Raw genomic sequence first — 17443 nt, 5'->3', positions numbered from 1 at the left:
GAACTTTCGTGTCCCTGAAAGACAAAGTCGCCGTCGTATCTGGCGGCTCCCGCGGCATAGGCCGCGCCACCGCAATCGCCCTCGCCGCTCGCGGTGCCAGCGTCGCTGTCGTCTACCGGCAGCAGCGCGAGTCGGCGCAGATCGTGGTCGATGAGATCCGGGGCGTCGGCGGCCGCGCGCATGCGTTCCAGGCGGACGTCAGCCGCGCCGACTCTGTCCGCGCACTGGCCGACGCCATCGCGAACGAGCGTGGCCGTATAGACATCCTCGTCAACAACGCGGGCGTGTACGGCGCGCGGCCGATCGGCGAGTTGGATGCCGCATTCTTCGACGAACAGTTCCACCACAACGCACTCAGCGTGATGCTGATGACGCAGGCGTTCGCACCGCTGTTCGGCGCGGCGGGCGGCAGCATTGTCAATGTGTCGAGCAATCTTGCGCGTGCACCTACGGCCGAGGCCGGCGTCTACTCGGCCAGCAAGGCGGCGGTGGACGCGCTCACCCGCGCATTTGCGCTCGAACTCGGGCCGCGGAGGATCCGCGTCAACGCCGTGGCGCCCTTCATCACGCGCACCGATATGACCGCCGGCATTCCCCAAGCGCATCTGGATCAGGCGCGCGAAAGGACGCCGCTGGGCCGGCTGGCCGATCCCGAAGATATTGCCAAGGTCATCGCGGCGCTGGTCTTGCCAGATATGGCCTGGGTCACCGGCCGTTCGCTGCTGACGGACGGTGGCTTCACCGACTGAGGGAGGCGCTCGGCCCATGCTCCTGCCTATCCTGCTGCTGGCCTCGGCCGAGGCCGGAAACGGTCTCGTTGAATACCTTCTTTCAGTATTCGTCAGTAAGATGCCATGGCTACCTCTTCATGGCTCGCATCAACAACCGAAGTTCATATTTCGCTCAAATACAGGACCAGATCATGAACAAGCAGATTTTCATCAACCTGCCGGTGACAGACCTGCCGCGATCCAAGGCCTTCTACGAAGCCATTGGCGCGGTCAACAATCCCGCGTTCACTGATGAAACCGCGGCATGCATGGTGATCTCCGAGACGATCTACGCCATGCTGCTTACCCACGACAAATGGCGGCAGTTCACGGGGAAGCGAATCGTCGACGCGCACGCGGAGGCACAGGTATTGCTGTGTCTGTCAGCGGGCGGACGAGTAGAGGTGTCTGACCTCGTGCAGAAGGCGACTGACGCCGGCGGCAAGGCGGACCCCACGCCTGTCCAGGATTTCGGCTTCATGTACGGACGCAGCTTCGAGGATCCGGACGGCCATATCTGGGAGGTGATGTGGATGGACCCGGAAGCCGTTCCGCCTCACGGTTAAATGTCTGACGACGCGCCCGCCGAACCCTCACGCGGGCGCGTCTTCCAGCGTCGTCTGGTATTGCTCCAGACAAGCCATCCCATTCATCCGGCACCCGACATCAAAGCCACGCGTCAAGACGCGGCGGAGATTCAGGTGACCACGGTCGTCTATGGCCTTTCCGCGATGGGTGACCGCGTCTACGTGTTCGACATCCTAGCGGGTGGCAGCGTGAGGGAATTGCCCTCTGTCCGAAGCCAGACTACCACCGGACTTCCGACATTCTGCCTGCCAAGGGCAGAGTCCGGCCTGGCCCGTTCCTGGCCGAGATTCACCGGCCTCTGAAGAACAAGATGAGAGTTTCCGTACTCGGCCGAAATCAAGCCTATCGATAGGACACCAGCGACATCACGATGATTTCTTTCAACACCGATAGATTCCGCTTCGACTTGCGAGCCGCCGCGATCTTGATCCGCGGAGGCTATGTTCTACTACACCGTGTCGAGACTGACACTTTCTGGAGCCTTCCCGGAGGACGTGTGGAACTCGGCGAGGAGGCAACTCATGCTGTCGTCAGGGAAATGCGCGAGGAACTAGGCGTCGCTACCGAGGTGGAGCGCCTGCTATTCGCGGTGGAGAATTTCTTCGAGAATGAAGCAAAGCCGCACCATGAGCTAGGCCTATATTTCGCTATCTCCGTGCCGGATGACTCTCACATCGTTGACGTCAACCGGGATCACATTGGCATGGAAGATACAAAGCGCTTGGTGTTCCGCTGGTTTCGTCGTCGGGAGCTTGGCAACGTCGAGCTCTACCCGGCGTTCCTACGCGAAGCGTTGCAGGAAGACTTCCCTGGTATCAAGCACATAGTCCAACGCGGTTGACGCGTTCCGCGCTTGCGATAGTTGGAGGATGGATCTCCAGCGACACCGCCCGACGTTGCCCCAAGAGAGACGTTCTCGAACGATCGTGCCGACATTTGAAGACGGAGTGGACAGTGTCAGGGGTAAGTTGTCATGTCGTACCTGGGCTAGATTGAAATGTCGTACCGCACGGCTTGGCGGGAGCACGACATGACACGACCGGACACCATCACAATGAGCCTGCGCGAACTGGATCGCTGCAACGTCATCGAGGCCGTCGTGCGGGATGGCCTGATGGTGTGGCGCGCCGCCGAGAAGCTCGGCATTAACCGGCGGCGCCAGGTCCAGTTCAGACAGCACGGCTTGCCGCCTGTTCCAGACTAGCCCGCGCGATTACACGGTGGAACGGTGTGATTACCGCGAGGTACGTCCGTCCCAGCAAGTTGTGGCAATGCACTACGGTCACCAAGACGAGCTCCCTGCCGCCTGCCGCACCCGCGCGCAGTTGGATCGCGATCCGGAAGTCGAGATGCCGATCGTCCTCGCCCATCACCAGTTCCCCCGCACTCTTCGACCGCAGTGGAAAGAAACCGATCACCGGCCCTCGCGCCGCCGCAGCAATACCGACCGCACGAGACGATTTGACGCCGACTGTCGCCATTATCGTGTCCCGTACCCGCGTCAGCGCACGAATCCACCACGCCTGCCGCTCGAATCCAGCGCGCGCCAACACTTCGAGATCGTCGCTGGCCCCCGCCGGCAACTGAACCGCATACGCATCCAGCAGGTCCGCGCTCCTATAAAGCGGCGCCAGGATGCTGTCGGATGGCATGGGTATCGCGTGAGCTTTATGGGCATCGATCATCAACCAGTCTCTCCATGGTTTGGGTTGAGCGCGAGCCTGCGCTAATCATTGCTTCTCTGTGCCATCAGCACACCGCGAGCAATTCGCCCGGGGAACGATGGATGCAGCTGCCACGCAGTTGTTATTGCCAGGACGCCGCGATCTACTTTGAAAAACCGAACCTGCTCAGTGCCAATCCAGGCTGGATGCCAAGCCGTGTCGACCTTGATGATGAGTTTGTCCTCGTCCTCGACACGACACAAACCAGAATACGCAATCATTGTCTCGAAGAGGGCCGCCGGATCGCTACTCAGGCGCTCTCTGGATGTGAGTATCGACATCATCCTGTCGTGTTCGATGACTATGTGGCCGAGTGGTTCGACACCGTATGTGTCCGCGCGCTCACCTGTATCCTCGAACTCGACCTGAAAAGATAGAATCTTCCACCACCCGGACAACGGGTGGGCTTCGACGTCGGACATAGCCATCTCATCTCTCCTTGGTGTTGCCAACCTAAAAAAGTCAGACACGGGCGATTGGCGTCACGCCATCAGGCGCAATTCACCTTTGGGGGGTATGTGCCGATACAAGGTCTGCCGTGGGCCATCTGGCCAACGCCTTGCCGGATACTGAACCCAATCAGTGCGCCGTAAAGTTCCTGCTGTCCAGCCGGCAGCACCGGCAGCAGTGTGGCGCGTCGTTTCTCGATATCGAACAGGGATTCCACCAGCCACCCCACCAGATAGAGCGCAGCAAGGCAGCCTCCAGCCGTCGCGACGCTTCCTTGGCATACCAGGGGCTGGTCCACTAACTCCAGCCCTAGAGCTTGCAAGCCTCCGCGCGCATCCGGATGCGTTGTCGCACGACCACTAGGAAGGAGTCCAAGTCGTTCAAGGATGAAGGCGCCTGCACAGATGGAGCCAATGAACTGTCGTGTGGGATCGAGTTGGAAGGATGGTAGGAAATCCGGATGAGCAAGCGCTGCAGGTATGCCCTGCTTGCCGCTGGCAAACAACACTGCATCGGCGTGATTGGCCTCAGAGAGAGAGCCATGTGCCGAAACCGACAGTCCGTTCGCCGATCGCACGATAGAACTAGGCGCCAGGATGCGCACCTTCCAGTCCTTGGTGTTGCGGCCCAAGATGTCCCACATTAGGAAGAGGTCGATATCGGTGAATCGGTCGAACGTGACCAGTGCGATTTCTTTCAAGGTGAACTCCCGGCGAAGCGCTGCTGTGCAAAATGCAGTGGCGGTCTATGCTATGTTCGCAGCGTATCAATCCAGATCACACCATACACAGCCTGTATGGTGCAGACATATGAGCAAACTGACTCGTAACCACTGGGTCTCGGCTGGCCTTGAGTCCCTGGACCAAGAAGGACACGCCGGCGTCTCGGCCGAAATCCTGGCTCGTCGGTTGAACGTAACCCGTGGTTCGTTCTATCACCACTTTCGCAATCGCGAAGACTTCGTGCGTACGTTGCTGGCCAAGTGGGAAGAGGACTACACGGAGCGGATGCTTGCCTATGCAGCGCAGGGACGCACCGCCAGCGAAACCTTGATGCGCTATTTGAGCATTGCCGCCGAGAAACAGCCAGGCCGGGAAGTTGCCATCCGAGCGTGGGCGCTGCACGATCCGTTGGTGGCCGAGTTTCAGCAACGAGTCGACGCAACTCGACTGGCTTTCGCGGTCAGAATGTGCCGTCGATGGGCGCGCTCGCCTAGCCATGCAGAAATAATCGGCCAGGCGGCTCACTTGTGCTTAATTGGTGGTCAGCAGGCAGGACTGCGACGTGACGCCAGTCGCTTCAATAAGCTCTTGCAGGATGCGTTTACCCTCTTCAAAGACACACTTCCACCGCGTGTCTGAGACCACGTTGCCGGCTTAACGGCAAGTCCATCCAACGTCGTTAGTCATTGTGATTGACATGCAGGTCAGTTGGGGCCTCGGCGGCGCACGAATCTGGATACGGTCAACCCCTGAAAGACTCCAACTTCGCACAAAAGGCACGGTCGCAGCGACGTTTGAAAATGGCTGGCGCTACGGCCTTTAAAAACGGTCTGGATATTGGAGTGCAGAGGCTACCCCATACGGATAGCGCCTGAGCATCAACCGGAGCACGCCGCGAAGGCTTCGACGACTCCAGTGCGGCCATAGGCCTACATGTCGCGCGGAGTATGGTCTAATAGCGGCATACGACTCTCGGCTGGACCACGACTTCCAGACCGTGCGGCGACACTATCTCGTGGTGTATCGTCCTGTAAGACGCCAACTGCGCGTCCGTCGTGTGAGCCCCCTTTCAAACCTGGCGATCGAATGCATTCCGTACAGATCCACAGCGCCAACCGCCAACATGCCAAGCATGTTGCGAGCGCGTGTACCTGTGCGCATCTGCGCGACTCTGCTATTCCGCAAGTGATTGCCCAACAGGCTTCCCTTCTCGCCGTGCTTCATTTAGCCGTGCGGGAAGCCAGGGACTAAATCGCAGTCCATCTGATCTTCCTGGCACGGCATCTTGCTCTGGGGGATGCGAGCGTTCGAAGGTGGCCTGCTGCTTGATGTGCAGGCCGACAACTGGCCGCTCGCCCTCACCTCGATCAATTACCGAACCCAAGCCGGCTTCGATCCAAATCGGGTACTTGTCGCCTGTCATATGACGAGGGCGGAATCTGCTCGCCGTGCGACGGCCCGAGCAGGATTGCAAGCGGCGACTTCATCGCTATGGAACTCTCTCAAAACCTTATCAAGGCCAAACGCCCCTGCGCGGATGGATACAAATGGTTTCTGCGTAATCGCGACGGTGGTAGCGACTATCAACGCCTGCTCGATGCGCTGGTTCGTGCGGATCGCGTTGCCGATGCCTGCTGGCTGCTCCAGCAGTTTGGCCCGACCGACGCGGTGCTCATGCTGAATGGGCTTGACGCAAAGGCGTTGATCTTCGCCGGCACAGTGATTGTGAAGGGAAGCGTCGACGTCGAATCTGTGATCCGGGTCGGACACAGCATCCGTGTCGGCGCGGGCATCCGGGCGGGTACTGCGATAGTGGCCGGTACGGATATCGACTGCGGGGGGAATGTCTACAGCGGTGGCTCCATCGAAGCTGGCGACGATATCAAGGCCAGTTGGGGAGTCGAGGCCGAAACAAGGATCGATTGTGGCGGCAATCTCCGCGCCGGTTGGTATGTCACTGCCGGCGAGCGCATATCGACGCATGGCAACCTGTTCGCTGGAGACGGCATTACCGCGCAAGGCGCTATCCATTGTGGCCGTGGCATCAGGGCTGGCGAAAGCATTGATGGACAGCACGACATCATTGCCGGCTGTGGCATCGAGGCTGGCGGCGCCATTCACGCCGGTCAGCACCTGGAAGCTGGATGGGGTATCAAAGCCAAAGGCTCCATCGTTGCCGAAGGGGCTATCAAGGCCGGCGAGGGAATCCAAACCGAGGAAGATATTCTGACCGGCGCAGGCTATGGCATTTACGCGGGCCTGAATGTGCGCGTCGACGCCTGGGAGGATTGCGCCCGTATCATTGCGCGGCAAAAACCGACCGAGTTGATTAGCGGAAGCTGGGGCCCCCGCTGAGGCCTGGCGCCGATCTGCAGGCATGTCATCCGTGCGTCCCTAGCGCCGCAGGATGACATGCGTGGCCTTTTCGGAGGCCACGGACTCAGCGCACGTGTATCCCAACGCTCTCAAGTCGATCCCTTCGAACAGTGATTCTCCCTGGCCAAGCAGAACCGGCGAGATGGCGATGTGCAGTTCGTCGATGAGGCCTTCGCGAAGATACTGCCTGATCGTCTCCGGCCCGCCGCCAATCCGCACGTCCATGCCGGCTGCGGCCTCGCGGGCGAGGTCGAGGGCCTCGCGAATGCCGCCTGTGATGAAGTGGAACGTTGTACCGCCCTTCATCTCGACGGAGAGGCGCGGATGATGGGTCAAGACGAAGACTGGAACGTGATACGGAGGACTGTCTCCCCACCAGCCGTTCCAGTTCATGTCCGGCCAGTCCCCGCGAATGGGCCCGAACATGTTGCGCCCAAGAATCCAGGCCCCGACATTCTGAAAGCCGCGCGCGGCGAAGTCATCATCAATCCCGGTCGTGCCGTCGTCCTTGCCGAACAACGATCGCTGGAACGTCCGTGTCGGGATGAGCCACTGATGGAGCTCCGTCCCGCCAATGCCTAGCGGATTGTTAATGTCCTGATTCGGACCCGCTCCGTATCCGTCGAGCGAGATGGTAAAGCCGTTAACGCGAACGCGTGCCATCGTTTGCCTCCGTTTGGACGCCTAAAACGAAATCCGGGGCCCAGACAACGGATGTCGACCATCAGATACCGCGCCGCGCCATCCGCCTCGCCAAGCTACCGCGACTCCTCGACCGGCACAAGGATCGTGTCGCCAATCGCCACCAGCTTGCGCGCATTGTCCTCTCCCAGCGCATACAACTCGGCCTTGGTGAAGACCTGCTTTCTGCCCGCTTTTACCACCTTGCCCTGGGCGATAAACCGATGTCCAACCGCCGGCGCGAGGCAACTCACGGCGATGTGGGATGCCAGGACACGGCCGGAAACCGTTGCGGCGGCAAAGCCGCATACGGTGTCGAGCAAGGCCGAGATCAGCCCGGCGTGCAGGAAGCCGGAATATTGCGCCATGTCTTCGGCGCGCCAGTCCATCCCCAATTCCGCTTCACCGTCGCCCGCGCGCAGGACCTCGAAGCCGGCCCATCGGTTGAAAGGCGCAGTGGCGCTGATTTGCTGAATCAAGGCAAGCTTGTCCTGATGTTCCATGCACGTTCTCCTCGATATTATGTAGACCACTCTATATAATTCAATGAAGGAAAACAAGGCAAGGACCCGAACGACATGTCAGCAGCCGCCAAGCATCGTGATGCGATCGTGCAGAGTGCCGTCGCGCTTTTTCGGAAACAGGGTTATGCGGGCACCGGTCTAAGCGACATCCTTGGCGCAAGTGGCGCGCCAAAGGGGTCGCTCTACTACTACTTTCCGAACGGCAAGATCTCGATCGGCGTGGCGGCAATCGAGTTTGCTGGCAATAAGGTCGCGGCGACGCTGGAGGAGTTGGCGCGCCAATCTGACTCGCCTTCCCGCCTGATCACGCAGTATTGCGGACTGCTTGCCGGCTGGATGAAGCAATCCGAGTTTCGGGACGGCTGCCCGATCACGACCACGCTTCTGGAACTCGCGCCGGAGCACGAAGACATCCGGCAGGCCGGCGAGGCGGCATTTGGCGCGTGGGCCTGCATCATCGAGCAGGCGCTGCTTCGAAGCGACGTGGAAGCGTCGCGGGCGCACCGCCTTTCCCGCATGGCAATGGCCACGATCTCGGGAGCGCTGGTCCAGATGCGCGTGCAGAAGAGCGCCACGCCTTTGCTGGATGCCGCAGCCGAGCTCGGGCTGCTATTTGAGACGGCCGTGCCGGATCGACGGCCAGGTTGAGCGCATGAGCCCCCTGCCCTGCGCCCTTCCGCGGTCAAATCAACCTGCCGACGCCGACCAGGCCGTGTCCTTGTCCAGCGGGTACACCGGCCTGGAGACATTGCGGAACGGGAACATCTCATAGCGCGAACTGGTCACGCCTTCGCTATCGCATTCGATCACTGACTTCGCGATCGGCACGAAAACCGGCCTGCAATACATGCGCGACTTCAGGATCAGGAACCGTGCGGCGTGAGGGTCCACGCCGATATGGGTGAAGATGCCAAGGTCCCAATGCTCTTGCGGCGTTTCGGTGACGATGACCTTTGCCGCACCGGTATCGAGCAGCACCGTGCGGCCCATCCGGATGCGCTGGCCCGTATATGTCGGGCCGGAGATGACGTATTCCCCGTCGCTGATCGCGGTGACCTTGCCGGATAGCGGCTTTGATTCCGGATACACGTTGAGCTGCGGCGCGGCCACCTTGTCGCCGACGTTGAGCGTGACGCTTGCTCCCACGCCTGCCGCGATCAGTTGGGCCACGGCTTCCGGGTCGCACACCGGGCCGACTTCGATGCCATCCAGGCCCTGGGCCAACGCCTCGTGCAGAACGGCCATGTTGTCGCAGGTGCCGCCCGACATGCAGTTGTCACCATGATCGAGGAGCAGCACGGGACGGTGCTCGGCGGTGGCATTCGCCGCAGCCGCCGCCGTGGCGATGGATGTCGGCAACGGATCGGGTCGATACGTGAAGCCTTCGCGCTCTTCCCAGATCTGCGCCGCGATGCGCTCGGCCACCTCGTCCGCCTTCCGGCGATCGCCATCGCCCACCACGATCACGCTGATGCACGGCGCCGGAATGTCGGCCAGACCAAAGCCGGCCAGGATGGATACCGCCAACATGCCGCCCTTTTCCGCCTCCTTGGCCAGTGCCACCGCCCGTTGCATGGCCCCTTCGTCGGTACGGCTGCGCAGGGTATGGGTAACAAGCGGCGGTCTGCGCCACGCCATGACGGGACGCACGCGCCCCGCGATCATCTCCAGAAGCAGGCGGCCAGCATGTTCACCCGTTTCGTACATGTCGATATGTGGATAGGTCTTGAAGCTGACGGCAATGTCGGCATGGTCGATCAGGGGCTGCGTGATATTGCCGTGCAGATCGAGCGCAACCGCAATCGGCGCGTCGGGCAGGACTTGCCGCAGGCGCTGGAGCAGCTCTCCTTCGCCATCGTCGCTGTTCTCCGCGACCATCGCGCCGTGCAGATCGAGCATCACTGCATCACAGCCCGCCGCCGCCGCGACGATCGTGTCCGTCAGGTGCGTATAGGCGTCAGCGGCCACACGGCCACTTGGGTTCGCGCCGGCGATCACCGGCACCACGATTTCCGCGCCCACCGCTTCGGCGAGGTCGATGAACGCGCCGGCTGCGGTGCGCGTGCCCTTGGCGGCCCGATACCCCTGGGCTCCGTATCGTGGGCTGAAGGACTCAAGTGGTGTTGCCACCGGCGAGTACGTGTTCGTTTCGTGATTGAGTCTGGCGATCAGAATCTTCATGGGTGTCCTGAATGATCGGAATGACGTCGACGATTACCGATTGGCCGCATCGAGCATGGCATGAAGCAGCACGTTGGCCCCCGCCTCCAGATGCTCTGGTTTCGCATCCTCGATCTCGTTGTGGCTGATGCCGTCCTTGCAAGGCACAAAAATCATAGCGGTCGGGGCCACGCGCGCGAGATAGACGGCGTCGTGGCCAGCGCCACTGATGACGTCCATCTCCGAATGGCCGATCCGTCCGGCGCCCGCGCGAATGGCGCGGATCAGCCGCTCGTCGAATGGCTGCGGCGGGAAGTAGACAACCTGCTTGACATCGATCGAGACACCGTTACGTACCGCCAGTTCGCCTGTCTGGGCCAGGAACGTGTCGTGCATCGAGGTCAATAGATCGTCGTCCGATGCGCGAAGATCGACGGTCATGTTGACGCGTCCGGGAATCACGTTGCGGGAGTCGGGATGGACCGTCAGGCAGCCTACGGTACCGCGCCCGTGCGGCGGATGGTCCAGCGCGATACGGTTGACGATGCCGACCAGCTCCGAAGCGGCAAGCAGCGCGTCCTTGCGTAGCGCCATCGGCGTCGGTCCCGCGTGGGCTTCCATGCCCGTGATGGTGACGTCGTACCAGCGCTGCCCCAGTGCGCCAGTCACGACGCCGATCACGGTGTCGTGTGCCTCCAGCACCGGCCCCTGTTCGATATGAGCCTCGAAGTACGCGCCGGGCCGGGGTTCGCCAATCGGTGCCGAGCCGGCATAGCCAATAGCCTCGAGTGCATCCTTGACGGAGATGCCCTCGCGGTCGGTCTGCACCAGCAAGTCCTTGAGGACGAATTCTCCGATGAACGCGCCAGATCCCATCATCACGGGCACGAACCGAGATCCCTCTTCATTCGTCCAGACTGCCACTTCGAGCGGGGCCTCCGTGACAATGTCGTGGTCGTTGAGCGTCCTGAGGACCTCGATGCCGGCGAACACGCCGTAGTTCCCGTCGAACTTGCCGCCTGTCGGCTGGGTGTCGATGTGGCTTCCGGTCATGACGGCCGGCAGGCTGTCGTTGCGGCCACGCCTGCGCGCAAAGATATTGCCGATGGCGTCGACGCGGATCGTGCAGCCGGCCGCTTCGGCCTCCTTCACGAAAAAATCCCTGCCCTGGCGGTCCAGATCAGTCAATGCAAGACGGCAGACGCCCCCTTTGGGGGTCGCGCCAATCTCTGCAAGGCGCATCAGCGTGTCCCACAGGCGGGAGCCGTTGATGCGCACATCATGTCCGATGCCGGCAGATGCTTGCGTGTTGCTCATGCTTTCTCCAGTGCGATGGCGGATCAGACGGTAAGGCCGACGCCGAGGTACTTGTCCTTGACCGCGTCGTTGCGGCGGAACTCCTCGTTGCCGCCGGTGTAGACCACCCTTCCCTGCTCGATCACCACATGCCTGTCAGCAAGCTGCATGCAGACCTCAAGGTTCTGCTCCACCAGAAGAATGGGGACGCCCGCGGCCTTGATGACCTTGAGCTGCGCGACGATCTCTTCGACGATAACCGGGGCCAGACCCTCCACGGGCTCGTCGAGCATGAGCAGGCGCGGATGATTCATCAGGGCCCGGCCGATCGCGAGCATCTGCTGCTCGCCCCCGGAAAGCTGCGCGCCACCATTGCGGCGCCGCTCGCGAAGACGCGGGAAAATCCGGTAGACATCCTCAAGCTGCCATGGCGACGCCTTCCTTGCCGCCAGCTTCAGGTTCTCCTCGACGGTCAGCAGCTTGAAGATGCCCCGGTGCTCCGGTACGAAGCACAGGCCTTCGCGCGCGATCCGGTGCGGGGCCATTCCCGCAATGTCCTTGCCATGAAACAGCACACGCCCGCCGCGTGGGGGTACGATGCCGGCAATTGCCTTCAAGGTTGTCGATTTGCCGGCGCCGTTGCGGCCCAGTAGCGTGACCAGTTCTCCGTCGCCAATGGCAAGGGAGACGCCTTGCAGTACATGGCTCTTGCCGTAGTAGCCATGAATATCCTGTACGTCGAGCATCATCCCTTGCCTCCGGTGATCATGTTGCCAAGGTAGGCCGCCCGGACTCGGGGGTCGCTACGCACGTCGGCCGGCGCGCCCTCCATCAGCACCTTGCCCTGCTGCATCACGGTGATGGTGTCCGAGATATCCATCACGATGTCCATGTTGTGTTCGATCAGCACGACGGTATGGTCCTGGACCAATCCACGTATCAACCGCTTCATCGCGCCCAGATCGTCCACGCCCATGCCGGAGGTCGGCTCGTCGAGGAACACGGCGCGGGGACGTGCCGCCAGCGCCATGCCGACCTCCAGCCGCCGTTGCTGGCCGTGCGAGAGCACGCCGGCAGCGGAGCCCGACACATGAGTGAGTTCAAGCCGCTCCAGCACATGGTCGACAACCTCGGCGCAGGCGAGGTCGCCGGCCGGCAGACGCCATCCATTCATCGCCTTGCGGGGCGAGGTGCCAAGCGCCGCCAGCCGCAGGTTCTCGCGGACGGACAGGTTGGGGAACAGGCTGGTTACCTGAAAGGACCGGGCGATGCCGCGCTGGACCCGCTGATAGTCGGCCTCCGCCGTGACATCCTTGCCCTCGAACACGATTCGCCCCGCGCTGACTGGCCGCGTGCCGGTCAGCATATGGAACAGGGTTGTCTTGCCCGCGCCATTGGGGCCGATGACGGAATGAACGGTCCCGGGCATCACCCGCAGGTCGACCCCGCCCAGCGCCATGAACTTCCCGTATTGCTTGACGATGCCCGTGGCTTCAAGAATCGGCGTGCTCATGCGCGCTCCTCCTGGGTGGATGCGGCGCCCGTCACACCTCGCAGGCGTGCCGCGATGGTCGATCCCAGGCCCCACAATCCGCGCTGCATGAACAGGCTGACCGCGATAAGCAGGAAGCCCAGAAGCATGAGCCAGCGCGGCCAGAGCGTGGACAGCCAGTCCGCCAGCAGGACGTAGAACGCCGCGCCGAGCACCGAGGCGAAGATATTGCTGGTGCCGCCGATCACCGTCATGATCAGGATCATTTCGCTCGCGTGGTAGTCGATGTTCGCCAGCGGCGCGATACCTGTCAGCATGGCGTGCAAGGCGCCGGCAAGCCCCGTCACGGCGCCGGAGATCACGAATGCCAGCAGTTTGAAGGCCCGGACGTTGTAGCCGACGGCAAGCGCCCGTTCCTCGTTGTCGCGAATAGCCAGCAGCGTGCGGCCGAGGACGGATTCCGTGACGCGCAGAACGAGTGCGAAGACGATCAGGAACAGCACCGCCACGAATCCGTAGAATCCCCACGACGACGTCAGATCGATCAGGGCATGCCCGCCGATGGAAATCGGGGGGCGTGGGATGTCGAGCAAGCCGTTGTCACCGCCGGTGATGCCGGGCGCCGTGTAGGCGAGGAAGTAGAACATCTGCGCGAACGCCAGCGTCAGCATCACGAAATACGTGCCGCGTTGACGGATGGAGAACCACCCTACCAGGGCTGCGGTCGCCGCGCCGATCACCACGGCACCCAGCAGGGCCACGGGCATCGGCAGGCCGCCGGCACGTGTCAGCGCCAGGCCAACCGCATAGCTTCCCAATCCAAAGAAGATCCCCTGGCCGAACGACAGCAGGCCCGTGTATCCGAGCAGAAGATTGCAGGCCATGGCAGCCATGCCATAGATCAGGACTTCGGTCGCCAGCGTGCCCGAACGCATCGTCAACGGGAGCAGCAGCGTGACGCCCAGCGCTAGCCACCAGTAGCGGTAGCGAAACAACCATTGTCTGCTTGACGCCATCATCCCCTCCCAAGCAGGCCGTGCGGACGCAGCAACAGCACCGCGGCCATGGCCACATAGATCATCAGCCGGGCACCTTCCGGCCAGAGCGTGCTCATCAGGCTTTGCACAATGCCAACAAGCAGGCCACCCACCAGGGCGCCGGTGAAGCTGCCCATGCCGCCGATCACGACCACGATAAAGGCCACCCCCAGGGCTTCCACGCCCATGAACGGCTCGGCACCCCGGATTGGCGCGGCCAGGACGCCCGCGATGGCGGCAGTCCCCGCGCCGAGCGCGAACATCAGGCTGAACAGTCGGAAAACATTGATGCCAAGCAGCGAGACCATTTCCGTGGATTCACTGCCAGCGCGAACGGCACTGCCGATGCGGGTGCCTTCGAGCAGCCACCAGAGCGCAACGGCAAGGAGGGCCGTGAAGCCGATCACGAAGAGACGGTATTTCGGATAGACGAAATCGCCCCACATCACCACGCCTTGCAGCACATCGGGAGGCGGTACGTCGACGCCTAGCGGGCCCCACCCGACAATGATGAGTTCCTGGATCGCCAGGGCCAGGCCGACCGTGATGAGGATGTGGAATTCGTGCGGCTGCGCGTAGACATAGCGAAGCATCACCTTTTCCGTGAGCCATGCCAGCGCGCCGATGATGATGGGCGCCAGGATGAGCGCCGCCCAGAAGTCCAGGCCGAACTGGAGCGCCTGGAAGCACAGGTAGGCGCCAAGCGCGTAGAACGCGCCGTGGGCGAAATTCACGAAACGCAAGAGACCGAAGACGATCGACAAGCCTACTGCCAGCAGGAAGTAGAGCATCCCGATGCCAACGCCATTGATGACCTGCAACAGATAGACGTTCATAAACCGTGCGAATGAGGGAGACCGCCAGACCGCGGCGGCGCGGTCCGTTGCATCGAATATGACTTGAGATGTCCGCGGTCAGAACGACCGCGGCTTCGCCCGGCTTATGCCATCTTGCACTGCGTCTGATCGAGCGGCAGGAATGCCTTGCCGACGCTCACGATCTCGGCAAAGTCATCCTTGTCCTTCATCTTGGACTTGGCTTTGCCCTTCAGCAGATAGTAGTTCTTGAGTACCTGATGGTCGCCGGCCCGGATCTCTTCGGGACCCGTCAGGCCCTCGTACTTCAGACCTTCCAGCGCGGCCACCACGGCCTTCGGGTCGGCCGAGCCTGCCTTGATCATGCCGTCCACCAGGATCTTCGTGCAGATATATGAGCCGGCAAGGCTGTAGTTCGGATTCGCCTTGAACTTCTCGTTGGCGCGCTTGACCAGATCGCGGTTCAGGGGCGTGTCCACGCCGTGCCAGTACTGCGCGCCGAAGTAGACGCCTTCGCAGAGGTCGGCGCCGAGCGATTCGAACTGTTCCAGACCCGATGCCCAGGCGACGAGGATGGTGCAGTTCTTCTTCATGCCGAAGCTCACGGCCTGCCGGAGGGTGTCCGACGACTGCGAGCCGAAGTTCAGGATCAGCAACACATCCGGCTTGGCGGCCATCGCGTTGGTGAGGTAGCCGCTGAATTCCTTCTCCGTTAGCGCGTGATAGCTGTTGCCGACGTGCTCGATGCCCTTTTCCTTGAAGATGGCCTTGGCTGCGGAAAGCAGTCCGTCGCCAAACACATACTGGGGGGTGATCGTGTACCAGCGCTTGGCCTTCGGCATCGCTTCGATCAGCGGTCGCACCGTGCGCTCGATCGCGCCATAGGTGGGAACGGACCAGCGGAACGTGGCCCGGTTGCAGTCCTTGCCGGTGATTTCGTCGGCGCCAGCGGTCGTCACGAACACGCCGCCAAGCTTCTCCGCTTCCTTGCCCATGGCAAGCGACTCCGAGGACAGGATGCCGCCGGCAAAGTAGCGGGCGGCTTTCTGCTGCGCCAACTCCTGCACCTTTCTGACCGCCGTGGCTGGCTTGCCCTCGGTATCGAGGACGCTGTACTGCAACGGTCGTCCCAGGACCTTGCCATATTGCTCCACGGCCAGTTTCATGCCGAGATCCGCGAACTTCCCGTTCGCCGCAAACGCGCCGGACATCGGCACGGGACACCCGAGCTCGATGGCCTCCCCGGCTGCCAGGACACTGCGTGAATAGGTCACTACGCCAGGGACTGCCGACACGGCGGCCAACTTCAGCAAATCACGACGGTTCACGGCTCACTCCTCGTTAGGTGGGGATCGTGTTGTGGCGAAGCGTTGGGCGCCGTATGTGGCACCTTGCCCCGTCCAGCTTTATTCCGCCTCCTGGCGCGACGCAGCGAGAGGCAGGTCGATTGCATTTATCCTATTTATCATCATAAATAGAATAGAATCATCTTAGGAGGCTGGAAAACGCCTTGTCAATGAATGCGGGGTCAGGGTTTACGCAGCCCCGCTCTTTCGACGAGGGTCCTCGTCGGACCAGGCTGGCGCGCCCTTTCGTCCGGATGCGGCAGCCAGGCCCCAGATGGATAGAATGGCGCCCAGTGATCGACTGGGCGAGGCATGCAGGTCCAGCAAACGTGAAGGATTGCGCAATGTCGATGTTTCGCGAAGCGAAGGAAGGTGCCATTGGAATCCGCAAGCAAAAACGTGCGGACCTCGTGGCTGAAGAACTGAAGCGGCTGATTACCCAGCGCAACCTCAAGCCTGGCGACAAGCTGCCTCACGAGATCAAGCTTCAGCAGATGTTCTCGGTCAGCAAGAGCACGATTCGGGAGGCGCTGAAGTCGTTGGAAGTCCAGGGACTGATCAGTGTCAGCACCGGACCTTCGGGCGGTGCCACGATCGTTGAAGTACCGCTGGACCGCACCTTCCAGCTCATGCAGAACTATCTTTTCTTCAAGGACGTTGGCATTGCCGATGTCTACACGGTCCGCCGGCTCCTGGAGCCCGAGCTGGCCGCCGGCGCGATTCCGCATTTGACCGAGGATGATTTTCTGGCGCTCGAGCGCACGATCGACTTGTGCGACCCGGCGTCACAGGCTGCCGCCGGCACCAAGATGCTGGACCAGCGACAGGAGGACCTGACCTTCCACGACATCCTGGCCGCGGCGAACCCGAATCCGATGCTGCGTTTTTGCTGCGAACTCATCAACGAGATGATTCGCCAGCTAGTCGTGTTCGGCAACGAGACTCCGGCGTGCGAGCACGAACGTTTCGGGGCCGCCAACGTGGTGTTTCACCGGCGGATCGTGGCGGCTGCGCGCGCGCGCGATGCGGAGGCGGTGCGCTCGCTGATGTCGGCGCACATGGAAGAGTGCACGCATTACGTTACGCGCATGAACGGCCGTGTGCATGGCAGGCTGGTCCTGGATTCCGAGATGACTCGGCGGACATGGCTGAAACCGAGTGAGACGACCGACAAGGCTTGATCAGCCTCGTCGGTCGTGCACGATGCTCTGGCGTCCTACAGATAGGTGATGGTGACGATGTAGCCGGCTGGCCGGGCATCGGTCGTGCTGGTGCTGGTGCTGGTGCTGGCGCCGAATACCGCTGTTACGTTTAGCCGGTTGGGGCCGATACGCGTATCGCGAGGCAGTTCGCGGACATCGCTCAGCGTTCGGGTCATCATCCTTCCGGCCTCGCTACACGTGGCCGATATCCCTCGCGACTGGCCGACCTGGGTCATCTGGCATGAAGGTTCCGTGATCGC

General features: G+C 61.8%; 21 protein-coding genes. 8 read left to right on the top strand and 13 right to left on the bottom strand.

Features of this window, described 5'->3' with window-relative positions; genetic code table 11:
• Positions 1-8: 8 nt before the first annotated feature.
• The 4 genes from WD006_RS22230 (at position 9) to WD006_RS22215 (ending at position 2562) form a co-directional block, all read left to right on the top strand.
• Positions 9-749, top strand: a complete 741-nt coding sequence (locus WD006_RS22230; RefSeq protein ID WP_029308991.1) for an SDR family NAD(P)-dependent oxidoreductase — start codon at positions 9-11, stop codon at positions 747-749.
• A gap of 173 nt (positions 750-922) precedes the next feature.
• Entirely contained in the window at positions 923-1336 is a 414-nt protein-coding gene (locus WD006_RS22225; protein ID WP_008649245.1) for a VOC family protein, read from the top strand.
• Between the two features lie 392 nt (positions 1337-1728).
• Positions 1729-2199: an NUDIX hydrolase gene (locus WD006_RS22220; RefSeq protein WP_029308989.1), complete on the top strand. Its 471-nt coding sequence runs from the start codon at positions 1729-1731 to the stop codon at positions 2197-2199.
• 189 nt (positions 2200-2388) lie between these two features.
• Positions 2389-2562, top strand: a complete 174-nt coding sequence (locus WD006_RS22215; RefSeq protein ID WP_231108936.1) for a hypothetical protein — start codon at positions 2389-2391, stop codon at positions 2560-2562.
• Here WD006_RS22215 and WD006_RS22210 read toward each other — a convergent pair.
• The 3 genes from WD006_RS22210 to WD006_RS22200 all read right to left on the bottom strand — a co-directional run bounded on the left by WD006_RS22210 (position 2528) and on the right by WD006_RS22200 (position 4232).
• Complete coding sequence (locus tag WD006_RS22210; RefSeq protein WP_029308988.1) at positions 2528-3043, bottom strand: DUF2867 domain-containing protein; 516 nt, start codon at positions 3041-3043, stop codon at positions 2528-2530. The genes WD006_RS22215 and WD006_RS22210 overlap by 35 nt on opposite strands.
• Before the next feature lie 41 nt (positions 3044-3084).
• Complete coding sequence (locus WD006_RS22205) at positions 3085-3510, bottom strand: lipocalin-like domain-containing protein (RefSeq protein WP_051723310.1); 426 nt, start codon at positions 3508-3510, stop codon at positions 3085-3087.
• Positions 3511-3572: 62 nt separating this feature from the next.
• On the bottom strand, positions 3573-4232 hold the full coding sequence (locus tag WD006_RS22200; protein WP_051723307.1) for a DJ-1/PfpI family protein: 660 nt from the start codon (positions 4230-4232) through the stop codon (positions 3573-3575).
• A 109-nt stretch (positions 4233-4341) separates the two neighbouring features.
• On the opposite strand from WD006_RS22200, the gene WD006_RS22195 reads away from it, so the two are divergent.
• Positions 4342-4893: a TetR/AcrR family transcriptional regulator gene (locus WD006_RS22195; RefSeq protein WP_029308985.1), complete on the top strand. Its 552-nt coding sequence runs from the start codon at positions 4342-4344 to the stop codon at positions 4891-4893.
• An 852-nt stretch (positions 4894-5745) separates the two neighbouring features.
• Positions 5746-6609, top strand: coding sequence for a hypothetical protein (locus WD006_RS22190; protein WP_060784161.1), 864 nt, complete (start codon positions 5746-5748; stop codon positions 6607-6609).
• A 39-nt stretch (positions 6610-6648) separates the two neighbouring features.
• Here the strand turns inward: WD006_RS22190 and WD006_RS22185 are convergent, their stop codons facing one another.
• Both WD006_RS22185 and WD006_RS22180 read right to left on the bottom strand, forming a co-directional pair.
• Positions 6649-7293 carry a dihydrofolate reductase family protein gene (locus tag WD006_RS22185; protein WP_029308982.1) on the bottom strand — a complete coding sequence of 215 codons (645 nt, stop codon included), beginning with the start codon at positions 7291-7293 and terminating at the stop codon, positions 6649-6651.
• A gap of 95 nt (positions 7294-7388) precedes the next feature.
• On the bottom strand, positions 7389-7814 hold the full coding sequence (locus tag WD006_RS22180) for a PaaI family thioesterase (protein WP_011518946.1): 426 nt from the start codon (positions 7812-7814) through the stop codon (positions 7389-7391).
• Between the two features lie 75 nt (positions 7815-7889).
• On the opposite strand from WD006_RS22180, the gene WD006_RS22175 reads away from it, so the two are divergent.
• Positions 7890-8483 carry a TetR/AcrR family transcriptional regulator gene (locus tag WD006_RS22175; protein ID WP_029308981.1) on the top strand — a complete coding sequence of 198 codons (594 nt, stop codon included), beginning with the start codon at positions 7890-7892 and terminating at the stop codon, positions 8481-8483.
• 39 nt (positions 8484-8522) lie between these two features.
• Here WD006_RS22175 and WD006_RS22170 read toward each other — a convergent pair whose 3' ends face one another.
• From WD006_RS22170 to WD006_RS22140, 7 genes are all read right to left on the bottom strand, one after another.
• Entirely contained in the window at positions 8523-10016 is a 1494-nt protein-coding gene (locus tag WD006_RS22170; protein WP_029308980.1) for a M81 family metallopeptidase, read from the bottom strand.
• A 33-nt stretch (positions 10017-10049) separates the two neighbouring features.
• Positions 10050-11312: a Zn-dependent hydrolase gene (locus WD006_RS22165; RefSeq protein WP_029308979.1), complete on the bottom strand. Its 1263-nt coding sequence runs from the start codon at positions 11310-11312 to the stop codon at positions 10050-10052.
• A gap of 23 nt (positions 11313-11335) precedes the next feature.
• Positions 11336-12040: an ABC transporter ATP-binding protein gene (locus WD006_RS22160; protein WP_011518942.1), complete on the bottom strand. Its 705-nt coding sequence runs from the start codon at positions 12038-12040 to the stop codon at positions 11336-11338.
• On the bottom strand, positions 12037-12804 hold the full coding sequence (locus WD006_RS22155; protein ID WP_008643515.1) for an ABC transporter ATP-binding protein: 768 nt from the start codon (positions 12802-12804) through the stop codon (positions 12037-12039). The genes WD006_RS22160 and WD006_RS22155 overlap by 4 nt, the downstream gene beginning before the upstream one ends.
• Positions 12801-13799, bottom strand: a complete 999-nt coding sequence (locus WD006_RS22150; RefSeq protein WP_029308978.1) for a branched-chain amino acid ABC transporter permease — start codon at positions 13797-13799, stop codon at positions 12801-12803. Before WD006_RS22150 ends, WD006_RS22155 begins: the two co-directional genes overlap by 4 nt.
• Positions 13799-14656, bottom strand: a complete 858-nt coding sequence (locus WD006_RS22145; protein ID WP_008643513.1) for a branched-chain amino acid ABC transporter permease — start codon at positions 14654-14656, stop codon at positions 13799-13801. The genes WD006_RS22150 and WD006_RS22145 overlap by 1 nt, the downstream gene beginning before the upstream one ends.
• Before the next feature lie 104 nt (positions 14657-14760).
• The gene (locus WD006_RS22140) at positions 14761-15963 is read right to left on the bottom strand and encodes an ABC transporter substrate-binding protein (RefSeq protein ID WP_024570417.1); all 1203 of its coding nucleotides are present in this window, start codon (positions 15961-15963) and stop codon (positions 14761-14763) included.
• A 362-nt stretch (positions 15964-16325) separates the two neighbouring features.
• Here WD006_RS22140 and WD006_RS22135 point away from each other — a divergent pair, with 362 nt between their 5' ends.
• Entirely contained in the window at positions 16326-17162 is an 837-nt protein-coding gene (locus WD006_RS22135; protein WP_029308977.1) for a FadR/GntR family transcriptional regulator, read from the top strand.
• Between the two features lie 35 nt (positions 17163-17197).
• Here WD006_RS22135 and WD006_RS22130 read toward each other — a convergent pair whose 3' ends face one another.
• A complete protein-coding gene (locus WD006_RS22130; RefSeq protein WP_425648290.1) occupies positions 17198-17359 on the bottom strand; it encodes a hypothetical protein in 162 nt (53 codons plus the stop codon).
• Positions 17360-17443 lie beyond the last annotated feature (84 nt).

The organism is Cupriavidus sp. Met-2 (genome assembly GCF_049843575.1).
GTDB classification, from domain to species: domain Bacteria; phylum Pseudomonadota; class Gammaproteobacteria; order Burkholderiales; family Burkholderiaceae; genus Cupriavidus; species Cupriavidus metallidurans.
This window is presented reverse-complemented; position numbering and strand designations above follow the sequence as displayed.

Excerpts from the sequence above, each read along its gene's own strand:
- WD006_RS22150 (WP_029308978.1), bottom strand. The coding sequence starts at position 13,799 with ATGGCGTCAAGCAGACAATGGTTGTTTCGCTACCGCTACTGGTGGCTA.
- WD006_RS22180 (WP_011518946.1), bottom strand. The coding sequence starts at position 7,814 with ATGGAACATCAGGACAAGCTTGCCTTGATTCAGCAAATCAGCGCCACT.
- WD006_RS22160 (WP_011518942.1), bottom strand. The coding sequence starts at position 12,040 with ATGATGCTCGACGTACAGGATATTCATGGCTACTACGGCAAGAGCCAT.
- WD006_RS22220 (WP_029308989.1), top strand. The coding sequence starts at position 1,729 with ATGATTTCTTTCAACACCGATAGATTCCGCTTCGACTTGCGAGCCGCC.
- WD006_RS22225 (WP_008649245.1), top strand. The coding sequence starts at position 923 with ATGAACAAGCAGATTTTCATCAACCTGCCGGTGACAGACCTGCCGCGA.
- WD006_RS22210 (WP_029308988.1), bottom strand. The coding sequence starts at position 3,043 with ATGATCGATGCCCATAAAGCTCACGCGATACCCATGCCATCCGACAGC.
- WD006_RS22185 (WP_029308982.1), bottom strand. The coding sequence starts at position 7,293 with ATGGCACGCGTTCGCGTTAACGGCTTTACCATCTCGCTCGACGGATAC.
- WD006_RS22170 (WP_029308980.1), bottom strand. The coding sequence starts at position 10,016 with ATGAAGATTCTGATCGCCAGACTCAATCACGAAACGAACACGTACTCG.
- WD006_RS22190 (WP_060784161.1), top strand. The coding sequence starts at position 5,746 with ATGGAACTCTCTCAAAACCTTATCAAGGCCAAACGCCCCTGCGCGGAT.
- WD006_RS22175 (WP_029308981.1), top strand. The coding sequence starts at position 7,890 with ATGTCAGCAGCCGCCAAGCATCGTGATGCGATCGTGCAGAGTGCCGTC.
- WD006_RS22165 (WP_029308979.1), bottom strand. The coding sequence starts at position 11,312 with ATGAGCAACACGCAAGCATCTGCCGGCATCGGACATGATGTGCGCATC.
- WD006_RS22195 (WP_029308985.1), top strand. The coding sequence starts at position 4,342 with ATGAGCAAACTGACTCGTAACCACTGGGTCTCGGCTGGCCTTGAGTCC.
- WD006_RS22215 (WP_231108936.1), top strand. The coding sequence starts at position 2,389 with ATGACACGACCGGACACCATCACAATGAGCCTGCGCGAACTGGATCGC.
- WD006_RS22205 (WP_051723310.1), bottom strand. The coding sequence starts at position 3,510 with ATGGCTATGTCCGACGTCGAAGCCCACCCGTTGTCCGGGTGGTGGAAG.
- WD006_RS22130 (WP_425648290.1), bottom strand. The coding sequence starts at position 17,359 with ATGACCCGAACGCTGAGCGATGTCCGCGAACTGCCTCGCGATACGCGT.
- WD006_RS22135 (WP_029308977.1), top strand. The coding sequence starts at position 16,326 with ATGTCGATGTTTCGCGAAGCGAAGGAAGGTGCCATTGGAATCCGCAAG.
- WD006_RS22145 (WP_008643513.1), bottom strand. The coding sequence starts at position 14,656 with ATGAACGTCTATCTGTTGCAGGTCATCAATGGCGTTGGCATCGGGATG.
- WD006_RS22155 (WP_008643515.1), bottom strand. The coding sequence starts at position 12,804 with ATGAGCACGCCGATTCTTGAAGCCACGGGCATCGTCAAGCAATACGGG.